General features: G+C 71.9%; 19 protein-coding genes. 14 read left to right on the top strand and 5 right to left on the bottom strand.

Going from position 1 to position 19,987, the window contains the following annotated elements:
• Positions 1-3 precede the first annotated feature (3 nt).
• Entirely contained in the window at positions 4-2,481 is a 2,478-nt protein-coding gene (gene pheT, locus B0I31_RS38455) for a phenylalanine--tRNA ligase subunit beta (protein WP_106620308.1), read from the top strand.
• A 307-nt stretch (positions 2,482-2,788) separates the two neighbouring features.
• Positions 2,789-3,280 carry a hypothetical protein gene (locus B0I31_RS38450; protein ID WP_073891996.1) on the top strand — a complete coding sequence of 164 codons (492 nt, stop codon included), beginning with the start codon at positions 2,789-2,791 and terminating at the stop codon, positions 3,278-3,280.
• Between the two features lie 6 nt (positions 3,281-3,286).
• Here the strand turns inward: B0I31_RS38450 and B0I31_RS38445 are convergent, their stop codons facing one another.
• Positions 3,287-3,958 carry a DNA alkylation repair protein gene (locus B0I31_RS38445; RefSeq protein WP_106620307.1) on the bottom strand — a complete coding sequence of 224 codons (672 nt, stop codon included), beginning with the start codon at positions 3,956-3,958 and terminating at the stop codon, positions 3,287-3,289.
• A gap of 41 nt (positions 3,959-3,999) precedes the next feature.
• On the opposite strand from B0I31_RS38445, the gene sthA reads away from it, so the two are divergent.
• Positions 4,000-5,412, top strand: a complete 1,413-nt coding sequence (gene sthA, locus B0I31_RS38440; protein ID WP_106620306.1) for a Si-specific NAD(P)(+) transhydrogenase — start codon at positions 4,000-4,002, stop codon at positions 5,410-5,412.
• On the opposite strand, the gene B0I31_RS38435 is transcribed toward sthA, so the two are convergent.
• Entirely contained in the window at positions 5,413-6,036 is a 624-nt protein-coding gene (locus B0I31_RS38435; RefSeq protein ID WP_245950760.1) for an HAD family hydrolase, read from the bottom strand.
• 115 nt (positions 6,037-6,151) lie between these two features.
• Here B0I31_RS38435 and B0I31_RS38430 point away from each other — a divergent pair, with 115 nt between their 5' ends.
• Positions 6,152-7,345 (top strand): cytochrome P450, encoded by a 1,194-nt coding sequence (locus tag B0I31_RS38430; RefSeq protein ID WP_106620305.1) that lies wholly within the window; start codon positions 6,152-6,154, stop codon positions 7,343-7,345.
• On the opposite strand, the gene B0I31_RS38425 is transcribed toward B0I31_RS38430, so the two are convergent.
• Positions 7,312-7,644 carry a hypothetical protein gene (locus B0I31_RS38425; protein WP_106620304.1) on the bottom strand — a complete coding sequence of 111 codons (333 nt, stop codon included), beginning with the start codon at positions 7,642-7,644 and terminating at the stop codon, positions 7,312-7,314. The two genes, B0I31_RS38430 and B0I31_RS38425, sit on opposite strands and share 34 nt — an antisense overlap.
• 668 nt (positions 7,645-8,312) lie before the next feature.
• On the opposite strand from B0I31_RS38425, the gene argC reads away from it, so the two are divergent.
• From argC to B0I31_RS38380, 9 genes are read left to right on the top strand one after another with little or no spacing between them, the layout of a single operon-like run.
• Entirely contained in the window at positions 8,313-9,329 is a 1,017-nt protein-coding gene (gene argC / locus B0I31_RS38420; RefSeq protein ID WP_106620303.1) for an N-acetyl-gamma-glutamyl-phosphate reductase, read from the top strand.
• The gene (gene argJ / locus B0I31_RS38415) at positions 9,326-10,567 is read left to right on the top strand and encodes a bifunctional glutamate N-acetyltransferase/amino-acid acetyltransferase ArgJ (protein ID WP_106620302.1); all 1,242 of its coding nucleotides are present in this window, start codon (positions 9,326-9,328) and stop codon (positions 10,565-10,567) included. The genes argC and argJ overlap by 4 nt, the downstream gene beginning before the upstream one ends.
• Positions 10,564-11,451, top strand: coding sequence for an acetylglutamate kinase (gene argB, locus B0I31_RS38410; protein ID WP_106620301.1), 888 nt, complete (start codon positions 10,564-10,566; stop codon positions 11,449-11,451). Before argJ ends, argB begins: the two co-directional genes overlap by 4 nt.
• Positions 11,448-12,635 (top strand): acetylornithine transaminase, encoded by a 1,188-nt coding sequence (locus B0I31_RS38405; protein WP_106620300.1) that lies wholly within the window; start codon positions 11,448-11,450, stop codon positions 12,633-12,635. The genes argB and B0I31_RS38405 overlap by 4 nt, the downstream gene beginning before the upstream one ends.
• Complete coding sequence (argF, locus tag B0I31_RS38400) at positions 12,635-13,561, top strand: ornithine carbamoyltransferase (protein ID WP_106620299.1); 927 nt, start codon at positions 12,635-12,637, stop codon at positions 13,559-13,561. The genes B0I31_RS38405 and argF overlap by 1 nt, the downstream gene beginning before the upstream one ends.
• Positions 13,558-14,064: an arginine repressor gene (locus B0I31_RS38395; protein WP_106620298.1), complete on the top strand. Its 507-nt coding sequence runs from the start codon at positions 13,558-13,560 to the stop codon at positions 14,062-14,064. Before argF ends, B0I31_RS38395 begins: the two co-directional genes overlap by 4 nt.
• Positions 14,057-14,974: an argininosuccinate synthase domain-containing protein gene (locus B0I31_RS38390; RefSeq protein ID WP_106620297.1), complete on the top strand. Its 918-nt coding sequence runs from the start codon at positions 14,057-14,059 to the stop codon at positions 14,972-14,974. The genes B0I31_RS38395 and B0I31_RS38390 overlap by 8 nt, the downstream gene beginning before the upstream one ends.
• A gap of 12 nt (positions 14,975-14,986) precedes the next feature.
• Positions 14,987-16,378 carry an argininosuccinate lyase gene (gene argH / locus B0I31_RS38385; RefSeq protein WP_106620296.1) on the top strand — a complete coding sequence of 464 codons (1,392 nt, stop codon included), beginning with the start codon at positions 14,987-14,989 and terminating at the stop codon, positions 16,376-16,378.
• On the top strand, positions 16,362-16,991 hold the full coding sequence (locus tag B0I31_RS38380) for a DNA-3-methyladenine glycosylase (RefSeq protein ID WP_106620295.1): 630 nt from the start codon (positions 16,362-16,364) through the stop codon (positions 16,989-16,991). Before argH ends, B0I31_RS38380 begins: the two co-directional genes overlap by 17 nt.
• Positions 16,992-17,007: 16 nt before the next feature.
• On the opposite strand, the gene B0I31_RS38375 is transcribed toward B0I31_RS38380, so the two are convergent.
• Positions 17,008-17,529: an EF-hand domain-containing protein gene (locus B0I31_RS38375; RefSeq protein ID WP_181320759.1), complete on the bottom strand. Its 522-nt coding sequence runs from the start codon at positions 17,527-17,529 to the stop codon at positions 17,008-17,010.
• A gap of 99 nt (positions 17,530-17,628) precedes the next feature.
• Complete coding sequence (locus B0I31_RS38370; protein ID WP_245950758.1) at positions 17,629-18,087, bottom strand: hypothetical protein; 459 nt, start codon at positions 18,085-18,087, stop codon at positions 17,629-17,631.
• 93 nt (positions 18,088-18,180) lie between these two features.
• Between B0I31_RS38370 and tyrS the strand changes: the two genes are divergently transcribed.
• Positions 18,181-19,455 (top strand): tyrosine--tRNA ligase, encoded by a 1,275-nt coding sequence (gene tyrS, locus B0I31_RS38365; RefSeq protein WP_106620294.1) that lies wholly within the window; start codon positions 18,181-18,183, stop codon positions 19,453-19,455.
• Positions 19,456-19,987: the final 532 nt, after the last annotated feature.

The following is a 19,987-nucleotide window of genomic DNA, read 5'->3' as shown; positions in this document are numbered from 1 at the left end:
CCGGTGCGCATTCCGGTTACCTGGCTGGTCGAGAACCTCGAGTTCGCCGAGACGCCCACGCCCGAGCAGCTCGCCGAGGCGTTCGTCCGGATCGGCATCGAGGTCGAGGACGTCCACGAGCTCGACTCGGTCACCGGTCCGCTCGTCGCGGGCCGCGTGGTGGAGATCGAGGAGCTGACCGAGTTCAAGAAGCCGATCCGCTACTGCCAGGTCGAGGTCGGCCCGGACCAGGTCAACGGCATCGTCTGCGGCGCGTCGAACTTCCAGGAGGGTGACACGGTCGTGGTGGCGCTGCCCGGCGCGGTGCTGCCGGGCGGCTTCACCATCTCGGCGCGCAAGACCTACGGCCGCACCAGCAACGGCATGATCTGCTCGGCCGCCGAGCTGGGCCTGGGCGACGACCACTCCGGGATCATGGTGCTGCCCAGCGGCACGGCGCAGCCCGGTGACGACGCGATCGAGCTGCTCGGCCTGGGCGACACGGTGATCGAGGTCGCACCGACCCCCGACCGGGGCTACGCGTTCTCGGTGCGCGGCCTGGCCCGCGAGATCGCGTGCGCGTTCGACGTGCCCTACCGCGACCCCGGCACGGCCGAGGTCCCCGAGGGCGAGGGCGAGGTGCTGCCCGTCCGCATCGAGGACGAGGGCGCGTGCTCCCGGTTCGTGGCCCGGCGCGTCAGCGGCGTCGACCCGACCGCGCCGACGCCGTGGTGGATGCGCCGGCGGCTGATGCTGGCGGGCATCCGGTCGATCTCGCTGCCGGTGGACGTCACCAACTACGTGATGCTGGAGCTGGGCCAGCCGCTGCACGCGTTCGACGCGCGGTCGGTCAAGGGCGGCCTGGTGGTGCGGCGCGCGGTGGCTGGCGAGAAGCTGACCACGCTGGACGAGCAGGTCCGCGCGCTGGACCCGGACGACATCGTGATCGCCGACGACAGCGGCGTGGTCTCGCTGGCCGGTGTGATGGGCGGCGCGAGCACCGAGGTGTCCGCGACCAGCTCGGACATCCTGCTGGAGGCGGCGAACTGGGACCCGGCGTCCATCGCCCGCACGGTGCGCAGGCACAAGCTGCCCAGCGAGGCGGCCAAGCGGTTCGAGCGCACCGTGGACACGGCCCTGGCGCCGGTCGCCCTGGAGCGCGCGGCCCGGCTGCTGGACATGTTCGGCGACGGCAGCATCAAGCCCGGTCGCACGGACGTGGGCGGGCCGACGCAGCCCAAGCCGGTGTCCATGCCGATCAACCTGCCCGACCGGGTCGCCGGCGTGAACTACGCCCGCGGCGTGACGGCGCGCAGGCTCGGCCAGATCGGCTGCCAGGTCGAGGTCACCACCGGTGACGACGGCGCGACCATGGTCACCGCGATCCCGCCGACGTGGCGCGCGGACCTGACCCAACCCGCGGACCTGGTGGAGGAGGTGCTGCGGCTGGAGGGCTACGACACGATCCCGTCCACGCTGCCGCCCGCGCCCGCCGGTCGCGGGTTGACCGAGCAGCAGCGCCGTCGCCGCACGGTGTCGCGCGCGTTGGCGGAGAGCGGGTTCGTCGAGGTCAAGCCGTTCCCGTTCGTCGCGCCCGCGGTGTTCGACGCGCTGGGCCTGCCCGAGGGCGACGTGCGGCGCAACACGGTGAGCGTGCTCAACCCGCTGGAGTCCGACAAGCACGCGCTGGCCACCACGCTGGTGCCCGGCCTGCTGGAGACGGTGCAGCGGAACCTGGCGCGCGGCCAGAAGGACCTCGCGGTCTACACGATCGCCCAGGTGACGTTGCCGCGCACGCAGCAGGTGCCGGTGCCGCAGGTCGGCGTGGGCGAGCGGCCCTCGGACGCGCAGGTGGCGTCGCTGCTGGCGGCACTGCCGCAGCAGCCGGTGCACGTGGCGGCCGTGCTGACCGGCAACCGCGAGCAGGCCGGCTGGTGGGGCAAGGGCAGGCAGGCGGACTGGGCGGACGCGGTGCAGGCCGCGCGGCTGGTCGGCCAGGCCTACGGGGTGGAGCTGACCGTGGTCGCCTCCGACCTCGCGCCGTGGCACCCCGGCCGGTGCGCGGAGCTGCGCGTCGGCGACTGGCCCGTGGGCCACGCCGGTGAGCTCCACCCGAAGGTGGTGGAGGCGCTGGGGCTGCCGAAGCGGACCGTGGCGATGGAGCTGGACCTCGACGCGCTGCCGTTGAGCGACCACCGGCCCGCGCCGGTCGTGTCGGCGTACCCGCCGGTGCTGCTGGACGTGGCCGTGGTCGTGCCGGTGGAGGTGCCCGCCGGGCAGGTGGCGCGGGTGCTGCGCACGGGCGGTGGGGCGTTGCTGGAGGACATCCGGCTGTTCGACGTCTACACCGGTGACCAGGTCGGCGAGGGCAAGCGGTCGCTGGCGTACTCGCTGCGGTTCCGCGCGCCGGACCGCACGTTGACCGTGGAGGAGGCGACGGCGGCACGTGACGCGGCCGTGGCCGCCGCCGCGGAGCGCTTCGGCGCGGTGCTGAGAGGCTGACGCGGGCGTCCTGGACCCGCACGAGTGCGGGTCCAGGACTACGCCGCACGGGTGAATCGCCCGGTGGCTGTGACAGGGTGAACGTGCTGATCACGCAGTGTCGCGTGCCGTGTCAAGAGGCCCAAAGACCTTTCTTTCCGGGTCGGCCAGGTCCTTGCGCACAGGTTGAACGTTCTCCAAGATTGGCTTCGCGGCCCGCTGGGCCGAGGGGCGAAGCGATGAACCGCCGGGCGAGTCTGGTCGCCGGTCCGACGGGGAGCTAGCGGCGAACCCACCGCCTGGAGCAGCAATCGAGTGAGGTTGCCTCATGCGCAGCTTGGGTCCGCGGGCGGAAGTCGCCGTCGCCATGACCATCCTCGGCGTGGGCGCCGCCGTGGTCGCTGCCATGCACCTGACCTGGCCGGAACCGGAACTGCCCGCGATGGCGTACTCGGTGAGCGGCGGCGAGGTGTCCGACCTCAAGCCGTTCGAGATCAACGACATCTCCGGCGCGGCGGTCGAGCTGACGCCGGGCAGCGAGGGTGCCCGCCTGGTGCGGCTGTCGAACCCGAACAGCGTGGACATCGTGGTGCTGACGTTGCAGGCCGAGCCGGGCCAGCCGTTGGACGAGGCGCAGAACAAGGTGCCGGGCTGCCCGCCCGCGGTGCTGACCGTGGTGCCGATGGCGGAGCCGGTGACCATCCCGCCCTCGGGGTCGGTCGAGGTGGAGATGGTCGTGCAGATCGCGCACGACGTGCCGAGCGCGTGCACGGACCTGGTGTTCCCGCTGACCTACTCGGGTCGGGCCGCCCGCGCCTAGCCGCGCTCAGAGGTGCTTGAGCGCCTCGCGCTTCGACAGCCCGGACAGGCCCGGGTGTGATTCGACGAAGGCCCGGACCCAGTCCGGGTCGACGCGGGAGTGCTGCCGCAGCGCCCAGCCGATGCCCTTGCGCAGGAAGAAGTCCGGGTCGTCGGCGTTCGCCTCGATGGCGCAGGTCAGCAGGTCCAGGTCGGTCGCCGCCTTCGACCCGAGCTGGCAGATCACCGCCACCCTCCGGCGCCACCGGTCGTCGTCCCGGGCCCAGGCGCGCATGACCGGCGTGACCTCGTCCGGGAACGCGCGCAGCAGCGGCCCGACCAGCCGTGACGCGATCTCGTCCACGAAGTCCCACCACGCGCCGGTCACCACCAGCTCGTCGTACACGGGCAGCAGGTCGACGCCCCGCCACTTCGGGTGGCGGCCCGCCAGGTCCAGCGCCGCGTACCGCTCCTCCCGGAACTCCGCGCCGCGCCACACCTCCAGCACCGCCGCGACCCACTCCTCCCGTGACGCGAACGGGTGAGCGGCGAAGACGTCCTTCAAGGTTCGCGCCCGCACCGGCTTGGGCACGCCGAGGAACGGCATGGCGGACTTCATGTACCGCCGCATCTCCGGCGCCTTCACCGGATCGGCGACCGCTGTCAGCGCCTGCCGGATCACCTCGACGAGTCCGCTCACCCCGCCACCGTAGAGGGGCGTGGTGTGCGACGCTTCGGTGCATGAGCGAGTACGACTACGACCTGGTCGTCATCGGGTCGGGCCCCGGCGGCCAGAAGGCCGCCATCGCGGGCGCCAAGCTCGGCAAGCGGGTCGCGATCGTGGACCGCGCCGACATGGTGGGCGGCGTGTGCGTCAACACCGGCACCATCCCGTCGAAGACGCTGCGCGAGGCGGTGATGTACCTGACCGGGATGAGCCAGCGCGACCTGTACGGCGCCAGCTACCGGGTCAAGCAGGACATCACCATCTCCGACCTGCTCGCCCGCACGCAGCACGTGATCGGCCGCGAGGTCCAGGTCGTGCGCGCCCAGCTGCACCGCAACCACATCGACCTGCTCCAGGGCACCGCCCGGTTCCTCGACCCGCACACCGTCGCGGTGGACGGCGCGCACCGCGGCGAGCACCACGCCGTCACCGCCGAGAAGGTCGTGATCGCCACCGGCACCCGTCCCGCCCGGCCGGACCAGGTGGACTTCGACGAGATCCGGGTGCTGGACTCCGACGAGGTGCTCTCCCTGGAGGAGATCCCGTCGTCCCTGGTCGTGGTGGGCGCGGGCGTGATCGGCATCGAGTACGCGTCGATGTTCGCCGCGCTGGGCAGCCGGGTGACGGTGGTCGAGCAGCGCGACCGGATGCTCGACTTCTGCGACCCGGAGATCGTGGAGTCGCTGAAGTTCCACCTGCGCGACCTCGCGGTGACGTTCCGGTTCGGCGAGAAGGTCGTCAACGTCGACGTCTCCGACAGCGGCACGGTCACCACGCTGGCCAGCGGCAAGCGCATCCCGGCCGCCGCGGTGATGTACTCGGCCGGCCGGCAGGGCAACACCGAGGCGCTGGACCTGGACAAGGCGGGCCTGGAGGCCGACCACCGCGGCCGGCTGACCGTGGACGATCACTACCGCACGCCGGTCGAGCACATCTACGCGGTGGGCGACGTGATCGGCTTCCCGGCGCTGGCCGCCACGTCGATGGACCAGGGCCGCCTCGCCGCGTACCACGCGTTCGGCGAGAAGGCGCGCGAGCTGTCGGCGTTGCAGCCCATCGGGATCTACACGATCCCGGAAATCTCGTACTGCGGTGCCACCGAGGCCGAGCTGACGTCGTCCGCCGTGCCGTACGAGGTCGGCCTGGCGCGGTACCGCGAGCTGGCGCGCGGTTCGATCGTCGGCGACGCCTACGGCATGCTCAAGCTGCTGGTGTCCACAGTGGACCGCAAGCTGCTCGGCGTGCACCTGTTCGGCACCGGCGCGACCGACCTCGTCCACATCGGCCAGGCGGTCATGGCGTGCGGCGGCACGGTGGACTACCTGGTGGACACCGTCTTCAACTACCCGACGCTGTCCGAGGCGTACAAGGTGGCCGCGCTGGACGCCACGAACAAGATGCGCGCCCTGGAGCGGTTCGGGTCCTGATCAGCCGACCAGGTTCGTGACCAGGTGCAGGCGGGCGTCGTCGACGTGCCGCAGCGGCGGGACGAGCAACGTCGGCAGGCCCGCCTCCACGCCCGCGCCGTCGTGCGTGGAGCGGTCGCCGACCATCAGCGTCTCGCCCGGCGCGGTGCCGAGCTCGTCCAGCGCGATGCGGAAGATCGCCGGGTCGGGCTTCACCACGCCGTGCTCGAACGACAGCACGAACGAGTCCACCGGCAGGTCGCCGAACGCGGGCCGGATGTCGAAGTGGATGTCGCTGAGCACCCCGATCCGCACGCCCGCGCCGCGCAGCTCCCGCAACGTCGGCCCGACGTCCACCGCGAACGGGTTGAACGCCGGGTCGGACTCGACCGCGTACAGCGAGTCGGCCAGGTCCCCGTCCAGCCCCGCGGCCCGGAACCCGGCGTAGTAGGTCTCCCGGTGCCGCGCGGCGTCCGCGTCCACGCCCGGCGCGTCCAGCGACGCGAGGTCCAGTGACGCGATGACCTCGGCGGCCTGCCCGGGGTCGCGCCCGATCCGGCGCAGCGCCTCCGCCACCCACCCGCGGAACGTCGGTGTGAGCACCAGCGTCCCCCGCCAGTCGAAGATCACTGCCCGCAGGCGCATCGGAGCCCCTTCGTCGTCACGGTCGGTAGTTGCCGTCTCACTCGTGTGAAGGCTGCCGCACCACTCCGACGCGTGGCTAACGTTTTTCGCAGGACCCTCGACGGTGGGAGGCGGCATGGCCGCGATGCCGACGACACCCCTGCACTTCCGCCGGGTGGGGTTCGACCCCGCCCCCGACCTGACCGAGGTCCGCGACACCGACGGGGTGCGCCGGATCGAGTCGCCGCAGCTGGGCGCGTCGATCTGGCTGGTCACCCGGGTCGAGGACGTCCGCCGGGTCTACGGCGACCCGAGCCGGTTCCGCATCTCGGCGTACCACCTGGTGCCGGGCGCGCCCGCGTTGACCGACGAGGAACTGGCGCCCGTGCGGCCGGGCAACCTGCTCGCGTTCGACCCGCCCGAGCACACCCGGCTGCGGCGGCTGCTGGCGCCGGAGTTCACCGCCCGCCGGATGCGCCGGCTCGAACCGCGGATCCACGAGATCGTGGACGCCCACCTGGACGCCGTCGAGCGCAAGGGGCCGCCCGCCGACCTGGTGGCCGAGTTCGCGCTGCCGGTGCCGGCGCTGGTGATCTGCGAGCTGCTCGGCGTGCCGTTCGAGGACCGGGACGAGTTCCAGCAGCGGTACGCGGAGTTCTTCGACGTCACGCTGTCCTTCGAGCGGCGGCTCGCCGTGCAGTACGAGTCCAAGGCGTACCTGACCGAGCTGGTCGCGCGGGCGCGGGCGGAGCCGGGCGACGACCTGCTGGGCATGCTGGCCCGCGACGAGTCCGCCGACCTCGACGACCGCGAGCTGGTCGGCATCGCGGACCTGCTGCTGCTCGCCGGCCACGAGACCACGGCCAACATGCTCGGCCTCGGCGTGCTCGCCCTGCTGCGCCACCCCGAGCAGTTCCGGCTGCTGCGCGAGGAGCCCGGACGCGCCGACGCCGCCGTGGAGGAGCTGCTGCGCTGGCTGACCGTCGTGCACACCGGCGTGCCGCGGGTGGCGACCACCGAGGTCGAGCTGGGCGGCCAGGCCATCGGCGCCGGCGAGCTGATCATCTGCTCACTGCCCGCGGCCAACCGTGACCCGGCGCTCGTGCCCGACCCGGACCGGTTCGACATCGGCCGTGACGCGGGCAGCCACGTGGCGTTCGGCCACGGCGTGCACCACTGCCTGGGCGCGCCGCTGGCCAGGATGGAGATGCGGATCGCGTTCCCCGCCCTGGTACGCCGGTTCCCCGCTCTGCGCACGGTCGGGTCCTACCCCGACTACCGCACCCAGCAGGTCGTCTACGGCCTCGGGTCGCTGCCCGTGACCTGGTGACGGCGGTCCTGCGCGTGCCCGAGGCCCGCGATGGCCGCGAGCGCGAAGCCGCCGCAGAACAGGCTGATGCCGAGGCCCGAGTCGGTCGTGCGCGCCGCCCGGCTCGCGGTCACGGTGGAGGCGTCGAGCCGGTCGTCGGCGGGGATCGGGGCACCCGGGAACGGGTCACGGCCCGGGAACCCGGCGGCGCTGACCGAGCCGAGGGCGGGCCCCGGGGTGGTGCCGCACACCACGTCCAGGCCGATGACGGTCATGCCCACGAGCGTGCTGAGCACACCGGCCCAGGCCAGCACCTTCACCCACGGCCGTGCGGTGGTCGGGCCGGGAGAGCCGGTGCGGCGAGGCCTCCGGCCTGGTGAGATGTGCCCCCGTGCGTGGTCGCGCGAATCCTGCATCACGATGAACCCCCCAGTTCCCGTACAGGAAAGCACGACTCCGCCGACCGCGCCGCTCGATTCGTTGGACGCGCCGCCCTTGACACGTGCGGTAGGGCAAAGCCAGGTCGGCGGGATGACACGAAGCCCTCCTTTTGGGAAGAAGGACGTGCCCGTGGCACGGCGCGGGGGTCGCCGGCGAGCGCGGGGTCGGGCGGCGCCGGGGCGTGTGCGGCTGCGATGCACTTCGACTTTCTCAAGGTAGGGGTTCGTGTCATCCCGCCGACCTGGCGTAGCCCTACCGCACGTGTCAAGAGGGCTGGTCCAGCTTTGCCTGCGGCGTCAACTGTGGGCGCCCTCTTGACGCGTGTGGTAGCCCGGAGGGAGGTCGGTGGGATGACACGAAGCCCGGGACCACGCTGGGTCGGGAGATCCAGGGGTAGTTGGGGTCATCCTGTTGATCTGCCCGTCCGGCGAGGACGCTTTTGATCTTTTGATCTCTTCGAGCCCCTGCCCTCCCCCTCGCCTTCCCCCTTCCCCCCTCGCCCGAAAACGATTTGAGTACCTTTGCATCACCGTGCATACTTATCCGCATGACGGTACGGATCGCGGTCGCCGGGGCCAGCGGGTACGCCGGGGGAGAGGTGTTGCGCCTCCTGCTCGGTCACCCGGACGTGGAGATCGGTGCGCTCACCGCCGGCGGCAACGCGGGCTCGACGCTGCTCACCCACCAGCCGCACCTGCTGCCGCTGGCCGACCGGGTGCTCCAGGAGACCACCGCCGACACCCTCGCGGGTCACGACGTCGTCTTCCTCGCCCTCCCGCACGGCCGCTCGGCCGAGATCGCCGCCCAGCTCGGTGACGACACGCTCGTCATCGACTGCGGCGCGGACCACCGGCTCACCGACCCCGCCGCCTGGGACCGCTGGTACGGCGGCACGCACGCGGGCAGTTGGCCGTACGGCCTGCCCGAGCTGCCCGGTCAGCGCGACGAGCTGCGCGGCGCCCGCCGAGTCGCCGTCCCCGGCTGCTACCCGACCGTGTCGTCGCTGGCCCTGGCGCCGGCGATGGGCCTGGTCGAGCCCGACGTCACGGTCGTCGCGGTGTCCGGCACGTCCGGCGCGGGCAAGGCGCTCAAGCCGAACCTCCTCGGCTCCGAGGTGATGGGCTCGCTCAGCGCCTACGGCGTCGGCGGCACTCACCGGCACACCCCGGAGATCGCGCAGAACCTGTCCAAGGTCGCCGCCGAGCCCGTGGGCGTCTCGTTCACCCCGGTGCTGGCGCCGTTGCCGCGGGGCATCCTGGCCACCTGCTCGGCGACGCTCAAGGACGCCGACGCGGACGTCCGCGCCGCGTACGAGAAGGCCTACGCCGACGAGCCGTTCGTGCACCTGCTGCCGGAAGGCCACTGGCCGACCACGGGCGCGGTGCTCGGCTCGAACGCCGTCCAGCTGCAGGTGGCCGTCGACCGGGACGTGAACCGGCTGGTCGTGGTCGCCGCGATCGACAACCTGGCGAAGGGCACCGCGGGCGCCGCGGTGCAGTGCATGAACCTGGCACTCGGCCTGCCGGAGACCACCGGCCTGTCCACCGTGGGAGTAGCACCTTGAACCGCAACACCACCGGCCAGTCCACTGCGGGAGTAGCACCTACTGCGCACAGCGGGACACCCGCACCCGAGCGCCACAAAGGCGTTACGGGACCGAAGGGCTTCAAAGCCGCGGGTGTCGCCGCCGGCATCAAGGAGTCCGGCGCGCTCGACCTGGCGCTGGTCGTCAACGAAGGGCCCGGCCAGGCCGCCGCGGGCGTCTTCACCACCAACCAGGTGAAGGCCGCGCCCGTGCTGTGGTCCCAGCAGGTGCTCCAGGAGCGCAAGCTGCACGCCGTGGTGCTCAACTCCGGCGGCGCGAACGCGTGCACCGGCCCCGAGGGCTTCCAGGACACCCACGCCACCGCCGAGAAGGTCGCCGAGGTGCTGGACGTCGGCGCGATCGAGGTCGCCGTGTGCTCCACCGGTCTCATCGGCGAACGCCTGCCGATGGACAACCTCAAGGCGGGCGTGAAGAAGGCGGCCCAGGAACTCGCCGCGGGCGACCAGGCGGACCTGAACGCCGCCACCGCCGTGATGACCACCGACACCCACCCCAAGCAGTGCTGGCAGGACCACCCCGATGGCTGGTCGGTGGGCGGGTTCGTCAAGGGCGCGGGCATGCTCTCGCCGAACATGGCCACGATGCTCAGCGTCATCACCACCGACGCGGTGATCGACGGCGACGCCCTGGACGCGGCCCTGCGCGCGGTCACCGCCAAGACCTACGACCGGCTCGACGTGGACGGCGGCACGTCCACCAACGACACCGTGCTCGTCCTCGCCTCGGGCGCCTCCGGAGTCACCCCCAGCCCGGACGACTTCGCCGACGTGCTCACCGCCGTGGCGAAAGACCTGGTCAAGCAGCTCCAGGGGGACGCGGAAGGCGTGACCAAGGAGGTCTCGATCACGGTCAACGGCGCGCTCACCGAGGCCGAGGCCGTCGTGGTCGCCAAGACCGTCGCCGAGGACAACCTGGTCAAGACCGCGCTGTTCGGCTCCGACCCGAACTGGGGCCGCATCGCGATGGCCGTGGGCCGCTCGCAGGCCACCGTGGACCAGCACAAGCTCGGCATCACGATCAACGGCGTGACGCTGTTCGCCGACGGCCACAAGGCCGCCGACCGCAGCGAGGCCGACCTGTCCGGCCGGGACGTGGAGATCGTGGTCGACCTGAACCTGGGCGACGGCACCGCCACCGTGCTGACCACCGACCTGTCGCACGGGTACGTCGAAGAGAACAGCGCGTACAGCTCGTGATCACGCCACAGGTCAAGGCCGGGATCCTGATCGAGGCGCTGCCGTGGCTGCAGCGGTTCCGGGGCGCGATCGTGGTCGTCAAGTACGGCGGCAACGCCATGGTGGACGACGAGCTCAAGCGCGCGTTCGCGCAGGACATGGTGTTCCTCAAGCTCGCGGGCCTGCACCCGGTCGTGGTGCACGGCGGCGGGCCGCAGATCGCCGCGATGCTCAAGAAGCTGGGCATCGAGTCCGAGTTCCGCGGCGGCCTGCGCGTCACCACGCCGGAGGCCATGGACGTGGTCCGCATGGTGCTGGTCGGGCAGGTGCAGCGCGAGCTGGTCGGCCTGATCAACTCGCACGGCCCGTTCGCGGTCGGCCTGTCCGGTGAGGACGCCCACCTGCTGACCGCCGCGCGGCGGTCGGCCGTGGTGGACGGCGAGCCGGTCGACATCGGTCTGGTCGGCGACATCGTCGACGTCAACCCGGACGCGGTGCTGGACATCGTGCGCGCGGGCCGCATCCCGGTCGTGTCCACGGTCGCGCCGGACGCGGACGGTGTGGTGCACAACGTCAACGCCGACACGGCGGCGGGCGCGGTGGCGGTGGCGCTGAAGGCCGAGAAGCTGGTCGTGCTCACCGACGTCGAGGGCCTGTACGCGGACTGGCCGGACAAGACCTCGCTGCTGCACCGGGTCGACGCCGAGCGGCTGGAGAAGATGCTGCCGGACCTGGACAGCGGCATGGTGCCGAAGATGGAGGCCTGCCTGCGCGCGGTGCGCGGCGGCGTCCCCGAGGCGCACGTGATCGACGGCAGGCTGGCGCACTCGGTGCTGTTGGAGGTCTTCACCTCCGAGGGCGTCGGGACGATGGTGACCGAGAAGACCGGGACGGACGAGGCATGAGCGACCACCAGCAGCGGTGGCAGGCCGCGATGATGAACAACTACGGCACGCCCGGCCTGACGTTGACGCGGGGTGAGGGCGCGTACGTCTGGGACGCCGATGGCAACCGGTACCTGGACCTGCTGACCGGCATCGCGGTCAACGCGCTCGGCCACGCCCACCCGGCGATCGTGGCCGCGGTGACCGAGCAGATCGGCAAGATCGGCCACACGTCCAACCTCTACATCAACGAACCCGCGCTCAAGCTCGCCGAACGGCTGCTCGACCTGTCCGGTGTGGACGGTGACGGCCGGGTGCTGTTCTGCAACTCCGGCGCGGAGGCCAACGAGGCCGCGTTCAAGCTGAGCCGCCGCACCGGCCGCACCAAGGTCGTGTCCACCGAGGGCGGTTTCCACGGCCGCACGATGGGCGCGCTGGCGCTCACCGGCCAGCCCGCGAAGCGCGAGCCGTTCGAGCCGCTGGTGCCCGGCGTCGTGCACGTCCCGTTCGGCGACGTGGCCGCGCTGGAGGCCGCGATCGACGACGAGACCGCCGCGTTCATCGTGGAGCCGATCCAGGGCGAGAACGGCGTGGTCGTGCCGCCCGAGGGCTACCTCGAAGCGGCCCGCCGGATCACCACCGAGCACGGCGCGCTGCTCGTCCTGGACGAGGTGCAGACCGGCATCGGCCGGCTGGGCACCTGGTTCGCGTTCCACCAGGTCGGGATCGTGCCCGACGTGATCACCCTGGCCAAGGGCCTCGGCGGCGGGCTGCCGCTGGGCGCGTGCATCGCGGTCGGCCCGGCCAAGGACCTGTTCGGCCCCGGCCAGCACGGCACCACGTTCGGCGGCAACCCGGTGTGCTGCGCCGCCGCGCTCGCGGTGCTGGACACGATCGCCGCGGACGGCCTGCTGGAGCACACCTCCGCGGTCGGCAAGGAGATCGCGGCCGGGGTCGAGGCGCTGGACCACCCGCTCATCTCCGGTGTGCGGGGCGCCGGCCTGCTGCTCGGGATCACGCTGCGCGAGGCGGTCTCGGCGAAGGCCGCGGCGGCCGCGCAGCAGGCCGGCTATCTGATCAACCCGATCCAGCCCGACGTCATCCGCCTGGCGCCGCCGCTGGTGCTGGACGAGGCCGACGCCCACCGGCTCGTGGCCGACCTGCCGTCGTTCCTCCCGACCACGACCCCAGGCCAGGAGCCGTGATGGTGCGCCACTTCCTGCGTGACGACGACCTGACCCCCGACGAGCAGGCCGCGGTCCTCGACCTCGCCGACGACTACAAGGCCGACCGGATGACCGCGAAGCCGCTGGCCGGGCCGAAGTCCGTGGCGGTGATCTTCGAGAAGAACTCGACCCGCACCCGGCTGTCGTTCGAGGTCGGCATCGCCCAGCTCGGCGGCAACCCGGTGATCATCGACGGCCGGTCCATGCAGCTCGGCCGCGAGGAGACCATCGAGGACACCTCCCGCATCCTGTCCGGGTACGTCGAGGCGGTGGTGTGGCGGACGTTCGCGCAGAAGCGCATCGACGCGATGGCGTCGGTGTCCCGCATCCCGGTGATCAACGCGCTGACCGACGAGTTCCACCCGTGCCAGGTGCTGGCCGACCTGCAGACCCTCCGCCGCGTGCACGGCAGGCTCGCCGGCCTCACCGTCACCTACCTGGGTGACGGCGCGAACAACATGTCCCACTCGATCCTGCTCGGCGGCGCCACCGCGGGCATGCACGTGCGGATCGCCGCGCCGGCGCTGTTCCAGCCGCTGCCGTGGGTGCTGGACGACGCACGCAAGCGCGCCGCGGACACCGGCGGCTCGGTGACCGTCATCGAGGACCCGCGCGAGGCGGTGGACGGCGCGGACGTGCTGATGACCGACACGTGGACGTCCATGGGCCAGGAGAACGACGGCCGCGACCGGATGCGCCCGTTCCGGCCCTACCAGCTCAACGCCGACCTGGTCGCCGCGACCGGCGTGAAGACGACCGTGCTGCACTGCCTGCCCGCGCACCGCGGCCAGGAGATCACCGACGACGTGCTCGACGGGCCGGACAGCGCCGTGTGGGACGAGGCCGAGAACCGGCTGCACGCCCAGAAAGCACTGCTGGTGTGGCTGCTGGAGCAGTCACGATGACCCGGACCGCGCGGCAGGCCCGCATCGTCGAACTGGTCGCCCAACGCGCCATCCGCAGCCAGTCGGAACTGGCGAAGACGCTGGCGGTGGAAGGCATCGAGGTCACCCAGGCCACGCTGTCGCGCGACCTGGACGAGCTGGGCGCGGTCAAGCTGCGCGGTCCCGATGGCGGCGCGCCCGTCTACGTCATCCCCGAGGACGGCAGCCCGGTGCGCGGCGTGCAGGGCGGCACGTCCCGCCTCACCCGCCTGCTCGGTGAACTGCTGGTGTCCGTGGACCACTCGGGCAACCTCGCCGTCCTGCGCACCCCGCCCGGCGCGGCCCAGTTCCTGGCCAGCGCGCTGGACCGGGCCGCGCTGCACGACATCGTCGGCACCATCGCCGGTGACGACACCATCCTCGCCGTGGCGCGGGAACCCCTCAGCGGCGCGGACCTGGCCGCCCGGGTGACCGCGCTCGCCGCGGGCGAGGACCAGTCGCCGCCGGAGGAGCACCATGAGTGAGCGGGTCGTCCTCGCCTACTCCGGCGGGCTCGACCCCTCGACGGCGGTCCGCGGGCGCGCCGAGGTCGTCGCCGTTGCGGTGGACCTCGGCGGGAACGTGGACCCGGCGGCCACCCGCGCGCGGGCGCTGGCGGGCGGCGCGGTCGAGGCCGAGGTGATCGACGCCCGCGACGAGTTCGCCGACCGCTACTGCCTGCCCGCCCTGCGCGCCAACGCCCTCCGGCCGGCGTCCGCGCTGCTGCCACCGCTGGTCGCCGCGCACCTCGTCGAGGCCGCCCGCCGGCACGGCGCGACGACCGTGGCGCACGACCGCACCGGCGCCGACCGGATCCGCTTCGAGGCCGGTGTCCGCGCCCTCGCGCCCGACCTGGAGGTTGTAGCCGTCGCACGGGCCGACGAGCCGGTGCCACCGCGCCCGCCGGTGCGGATCGAGCCGGGCGACCCCGACGAGCTCGTCCTCACGTTCGACCGGGGCAGGCCGGTCGCCGTCGACGGCGAGACCGTGACCATGCCGCAGGCCGTCCGGGAGCTGAACCGGAGGGCGGGCGTGTCCGGGACCGGCCGCCTGACCGGCGTCCGCGCCTACGAGACGCCGGGCGCGAGCGCGTTGACCACCGCTCATCAACAGCTGGAGGACGTCACCCTGGAGCCCGACCTGGTCCGCTTCAAGCGGCGGGTCGAGCGGCGCTGGGGTGCACTGGTGCACGAAGGCCTGTGGTTCTCGCCGCTCAAGCAGGCGTTGGACAGCTTCATCGACACCACCCAGTGGCACGTGTCCGGCGAGGTCCGGCTCGTGCTGCACGGTGGCCGCGCGGTCGTCACGGGCCGGCGCGGCGAGGAGGCGCTGTCCGACCTCGGCCTGGGCTGCGGGCAACCCCGGCGCCTGCCGGACAAGATCGCCGCGACGTAGGGATTCGATCACGTGAGTTCATTGTGGGGTGGCCGGTTCGCCGGGGGACCGGCGGAGGCGATGGCGCGACTGTCGGCGTCGACGCACTTCGACTGGCGACTCGCCCCGTACGACATCAGGGGTTCCCGCGCGCACGCCCGCGTGCTGCACCGGGCCGGCCTGCTGACCACCGACGAGCTGGACCGCATGCTGGCGGCGCTGGACGCCCTGGAAGCCGACGTGGCGTCCGGGTCGTTCACCCCGACGCTGGCCGACGAGGACGTGCACACGGCGCTGGAGCGCGGCCTGATCGAGCGCGCCGGGCCGGAGCTGGGCGGCAAGCTGCGCGCCGGCCGGTCCCGCAACGACCAGGTGGCCACGCTGTTCCGCATGTGGCTGCGTGACGCCGCCGGGCGGGTGGCCGCCGGCGTGCTGGACGTGGTCGAGGCGCTGGCCGACCAGGCGTCCGCGCACGCCACCGCCGTCATGCCCGGCCGCACGCACCTGCAGTCCGCGCAGCCCGTGCTGCTCGCGCACCACCTCCTCGCGCACGGCCAGGCGTTGCTGCGCGACGTGGACCGGCTGCGCGACTGGGACAAGCGCACCGCCCTGTCGCCGTACGGTTCGGGCGCGCTGGCGGGCTCGTCGCTGGGCCTGGACCCGGCGGCGGTGGCCGCGGAGCTGGGCTTCGACGGGCCGGTGGAGAACTCCATCGACGGCACCGCGTCCCGCGACTTCGCCGCCGAGATCGCGTTCGTGCTGGCCATGATCGGCGTCGACCTGTCCCGCATCGCCGAAGAGGTGATCATCTGGACGACCGCCGAGTTCCGCTTCGCGGTGCTGGACGACGCGTGGGCCACCGGCAGCTCGATCATGCCGCAGAAGAAGAACCCCGACGTCGCCGAGCTGACCCGGGGCAAGTCCGGCCGGCTCATCGGCAACCTGACCGGCCTGCTGGCCACCCTGAAGGCACAGCCCCTGGCCTACAACCGGGACCTCCAAGAGGACAAGGAACCCCTGTTCGACTCGGTCGAGCAGCTGGAACTGCTGCTGCCCGCGCTGACCGGGATGATCGCCACCATGCGGTTCGACACCGAGCGGATGGCCGCGGCGGCGCCGGCCGGGTTCACCCTGGCCACCGACATCGCCGAGTGGCTGGTCCGGCAGGGCGTGCCGTTCCGGGTGGCGCACGAGGCGGCGGGCGAGTGCGTCCGCGTGGCCGAGGGCCGCGGCGTCGGGCTGGAGGAGCTGACCGATGAGGAGTTCGCCACCATCTCGCCCGCGCTGACCCCCGAGGTGCGTAGCGTGTTGACCGTGGAAGGGTCCATCGCGTCACGGGACGCGCACGGCGGCACCGCCCCCGACCGGGTCGCCGAGCAGTTGAAGAGGTTGCGCGACAAGGTCTCCGTTGCCCGCAACACCTAGGCGGTTCACCGAGCAGGAGCTGGCCGTCGACCCCGTCGACGCCGCACGGCTCCTGCTCGGCGGCACCATCGAGTCGACCACCGACGAGGGCGTGGTCGGCGTGCGGATCGTCGAGGTCGAGGCCTACCGGGGCGGCGACGACCCGGCGTCGCACTGCTACCGGGGCCGCACGCCGCGCAACGACGTGATGTTCGGCCCGGCCGGTCGGCTCTACGTGTACTTCGTCTACGGCATGCACTTCTGCGCGAACGTGGTGTCGCTGACCGATGGCGTGCCCGGCGCGGTGCTGCTGCGCGCCGGCGAGGTCGTGACCGGCTCGGCACTGGCCCACGCCCGCCGGCCGTCCGCCCGCAGCCACGCCGAACTCGCCAAGGGCCCGGCCAGGCTGACCGGCGTCCTCGGCCTCGACCGCGGGCACAACGGGGTCGACCTGACCGAGCCGGACGCGACCGTGCGGCTGCTCGCGGGCGACCCGGTGGACGAAGCCGACATCCGCACCGGCCCGCGCGTCGGCGTGGCCGTGGCGGTGGACGTGCCTTGGCGGTTCTGGATCGACTCGCCCGCCGTCAGCACCTACCGCCGGGGCACCCGCCGCACCCGCGTCGTCGGCTGAAGACCGACTTCGGGGCCTAGACCTCGCCGAAGACGTGCGTGCCGGGCGCGTCCGCGTCGTCGCCCGCCCAGAACTCCACCCAGTGCTGCACGAACTCGGACTTCGAGATCGCGCCGTCGCCGTCGAGGTCCAGCCGGGTGAACGCGGTGTCGGTGGGTGCGTCGTCCCCGGTCCAGGCGTGGATCATCCGGGCGTACTCGGGCGCCGACACCCGGCCGTCGCCGTCCTCGTCCACCGCCTCGAACATCGACTCCGCGGTGGCCACGACCAGGTCGAGCATGGTGCCGAGGTTGTCCACCACCTTGAGCACCTCGTCCACCGTGATCCTGTCGTCGCGGTTGTGGTCCGACGCCTCCCGCAGCGCGTCCCACCAGCTCATCATGATCTCGCGCAACCGGTCCTGCTCGGCACCGCCGCGGATGTGCACCCACCGGTCCGTCAACGCCTCGAAATCGGCCCGCTCCAGGAACCCGTCACCGTTCGAGTCCATGGCGGTGAACACGATGGAGGTCTTCTTCCGCTGCAAGTCGCTGGCCACGCAAGCAAACTTGGTCGCCGAACGCCACGAGGACAATTGACCAGCCGGGGCAAACCCCTGCGCGGCCGAGTGACACATCGGTGACGTTCAGTAGCGCGGCTAGCGCACCGTCCGCCGATACCACACGCGCCGCTCGTGCGCGGGCAGCGCGATCCGGCTGATCACGCTGGTCAGCACCGCGCCGATCAGCAGCCACAGCAGGGCGGCCAGGCCGTCGTTGAGCAACGTCCGCAGGGCTTCGTTCGCCGGCGTGAACAGGTCGCGCAGGCCCAACGACACCGCGGCCGACCACGACTCGATCAGCTGGGCGAACCCGTTCGCCGGGTTGGCGCCGCCGATCACCAGGAAGATGTGGATCGCCAGCACGATCGCGAACAGCCAGCAGATCACGTCGATCACGGCGCACACCACGCGCACGGTGCGCACCCGGCCGTCACCCCGCTCGACCACCTCCTCCTCCCGCGGGTAGGGCGCTTCCTGCCGGTACACCTGCTCCTGGGAGGGCATGAACTCGGTCGGACGGTCAGCGGGACGTCGGTCGCGGTCCGGGTAGGTCATCGCCGCGGTCCTCTCACTAGGGGCCCCTCGCCGACTACCCGCCACGGACACCGCCTCAAACCGCTTTGACCAGGTAAGGGAGAATGGCCAACCGTGAGCGAGCACATCCTCGATGAGCTGTCCTGGCGCGGCCTGATCGCGCAGTCCACCGACCTCGACGCCCTGCGCGAGGACCTGGACGCGGGCCCGCTCACCCTCTATGCCGGGTTCGACCCGACCGCGCCCAGCCTGCACGCCGGCAACCTCGTCCCGCTGCTCATGCTGCGCCGCTTCCAGCGCGCCGGGCACCGGCCGATCGTCCTCGCGGGCGGCGCCACCGGCATGATCGGCGACCCTCGTGACACGGCGGAGCGCGCGCTCAACCCGCTGGACACCGTCGCCGAGTGGGCCGGGCGCATCCGCGGCCAGCTGGAGCGGTTCGTCGAGTTCGACGACAGCCCCACCGGCGCGATCGTGGTCAACAACCTCGACTGGACCGGCGACGTCTCGGTGCTGGAGTTCCTGCGCGACGTCGGCAAGCACTTCTCGATCAACGTCATGCTCGCCCGCGAGACGGTGAAACGCCGCCTCGACGGCGAGGGCATGTCGTACACCGAGTTCAGCTACCTCCTCCTGCAGTCGCACGACTACCTCCAGCTCAACCGGAAGTACGGGACCAGGCTCCAGGTGGGCGGCTCCGACCAGTGGGGCAACATCGTCGGCGGCGTCGACCTGGTCCGCAAGGTCGACGGCAAGTCCGTGCACGCGCTGACCGCGCCGCTGGTCACCGACGCCGAGGGCCGCAAGTTCGGCAAGTCCACCGGCGGCGGCAACGTGTGGCTCGACCCGGAGATGACCTCGCCGTACGCCTGGTACCAGTACTTCGTGAACGTGGGCGACGCCGACGTGCTCCGCTACCTGCGGTTGTTCACCTTCCTGCCCCAGGAGGAGATCGCCGAGCTGGAGCGGCAGACCGCCGAGGCGCCGCACCTGCGGGCCGCGCAGAAGAAGCTGGCCGAGGAGTTCACCAACCTGGTGCACGGCGAGCACGAGACCAAGCAGGTCATCGTGGCGAGCCAGGCCCTGTTCGGCCGCGGCGAGCTGCGCGAGCTGGACCTGTCCACGCTGGAGGCCGCGATGGCCGAGGCGCCGACCGGCGAGGTCCGCCTGGCCGACGCGCCGACCATCGTGGACCTGCTGGTCAGCTCCGGGCTGGCGGACAGCAAGGGCGCGGCGCGGCGCACCGTGAAGGAGGGCGGCGCGTACGTGAACAACTCGAAGGTCACCGACGAGGAGTGGGTGCCCGCCAAGGAGGACCTGCTGCACGGGTCGTGGCTGGTCGTCCGGCGCGGCAAGCGCAACACCGCCGGGGTGCGCGTGCAGGCCTGACCTGCGCGAACAGCCTCACCGAGCGTCACCTCGAAGGCCGTCGGTCCCACCAGGACCGGCGGCCTTCGCGCCGTTCGAGTGTGATCGCGGTCACACTGTTGCCGGTGGACCTGGTCCGATAGCGTGAGGTGGACTGCGGCACGGGCTGCTGACCTGCGGTTTCAGCCTGTGGCGTGGTGCCGCGCCCCCGATTTGACCTCCGGTTCGGGTGCGTGTAACTTTCTCCATGTCAGCACGGAACGGGCCGGGAACACCGGAACGGAGTGCGGCAGGTCACGAACCAAGCTCCCGCTAGCGTGGTAGAGTGGGTGACCTCGGAACGGAAGACCCAGTCCAGGCTCGTCTGAGCCGTTGCGACCAGGGCGTCTGGCTTCCAACACAAGCTTCAGCGAATCACAAGCCTCGGATCGGACCGCGCGAGCGGCGAGTGATGATGTGCGCGTGTTCTTTGAGAACTCAACAGCGTGCCGAATAGCCAGTAAATTTATGAACCTCGTCAAGAGGTTTCCTTTGAGATTGTTACTGGACAACT

The organism is Saccharothrix carnea (genome assembly GCF_003014735.1).
In the GTDB taxonomy this organism is placed as follows: domain Bacteria; phylum Actinomycetota; class Actinomycetes; order Mycobacteriales; family Pseudonocardiaceae; genus Actinosynnema; species Actinosynnema carneum.
The sequence above is the reverse complement of the archived record's forward strand: the minus strand, read 5'-3'. Positions and strand labels throughout refer to the sequence as shown.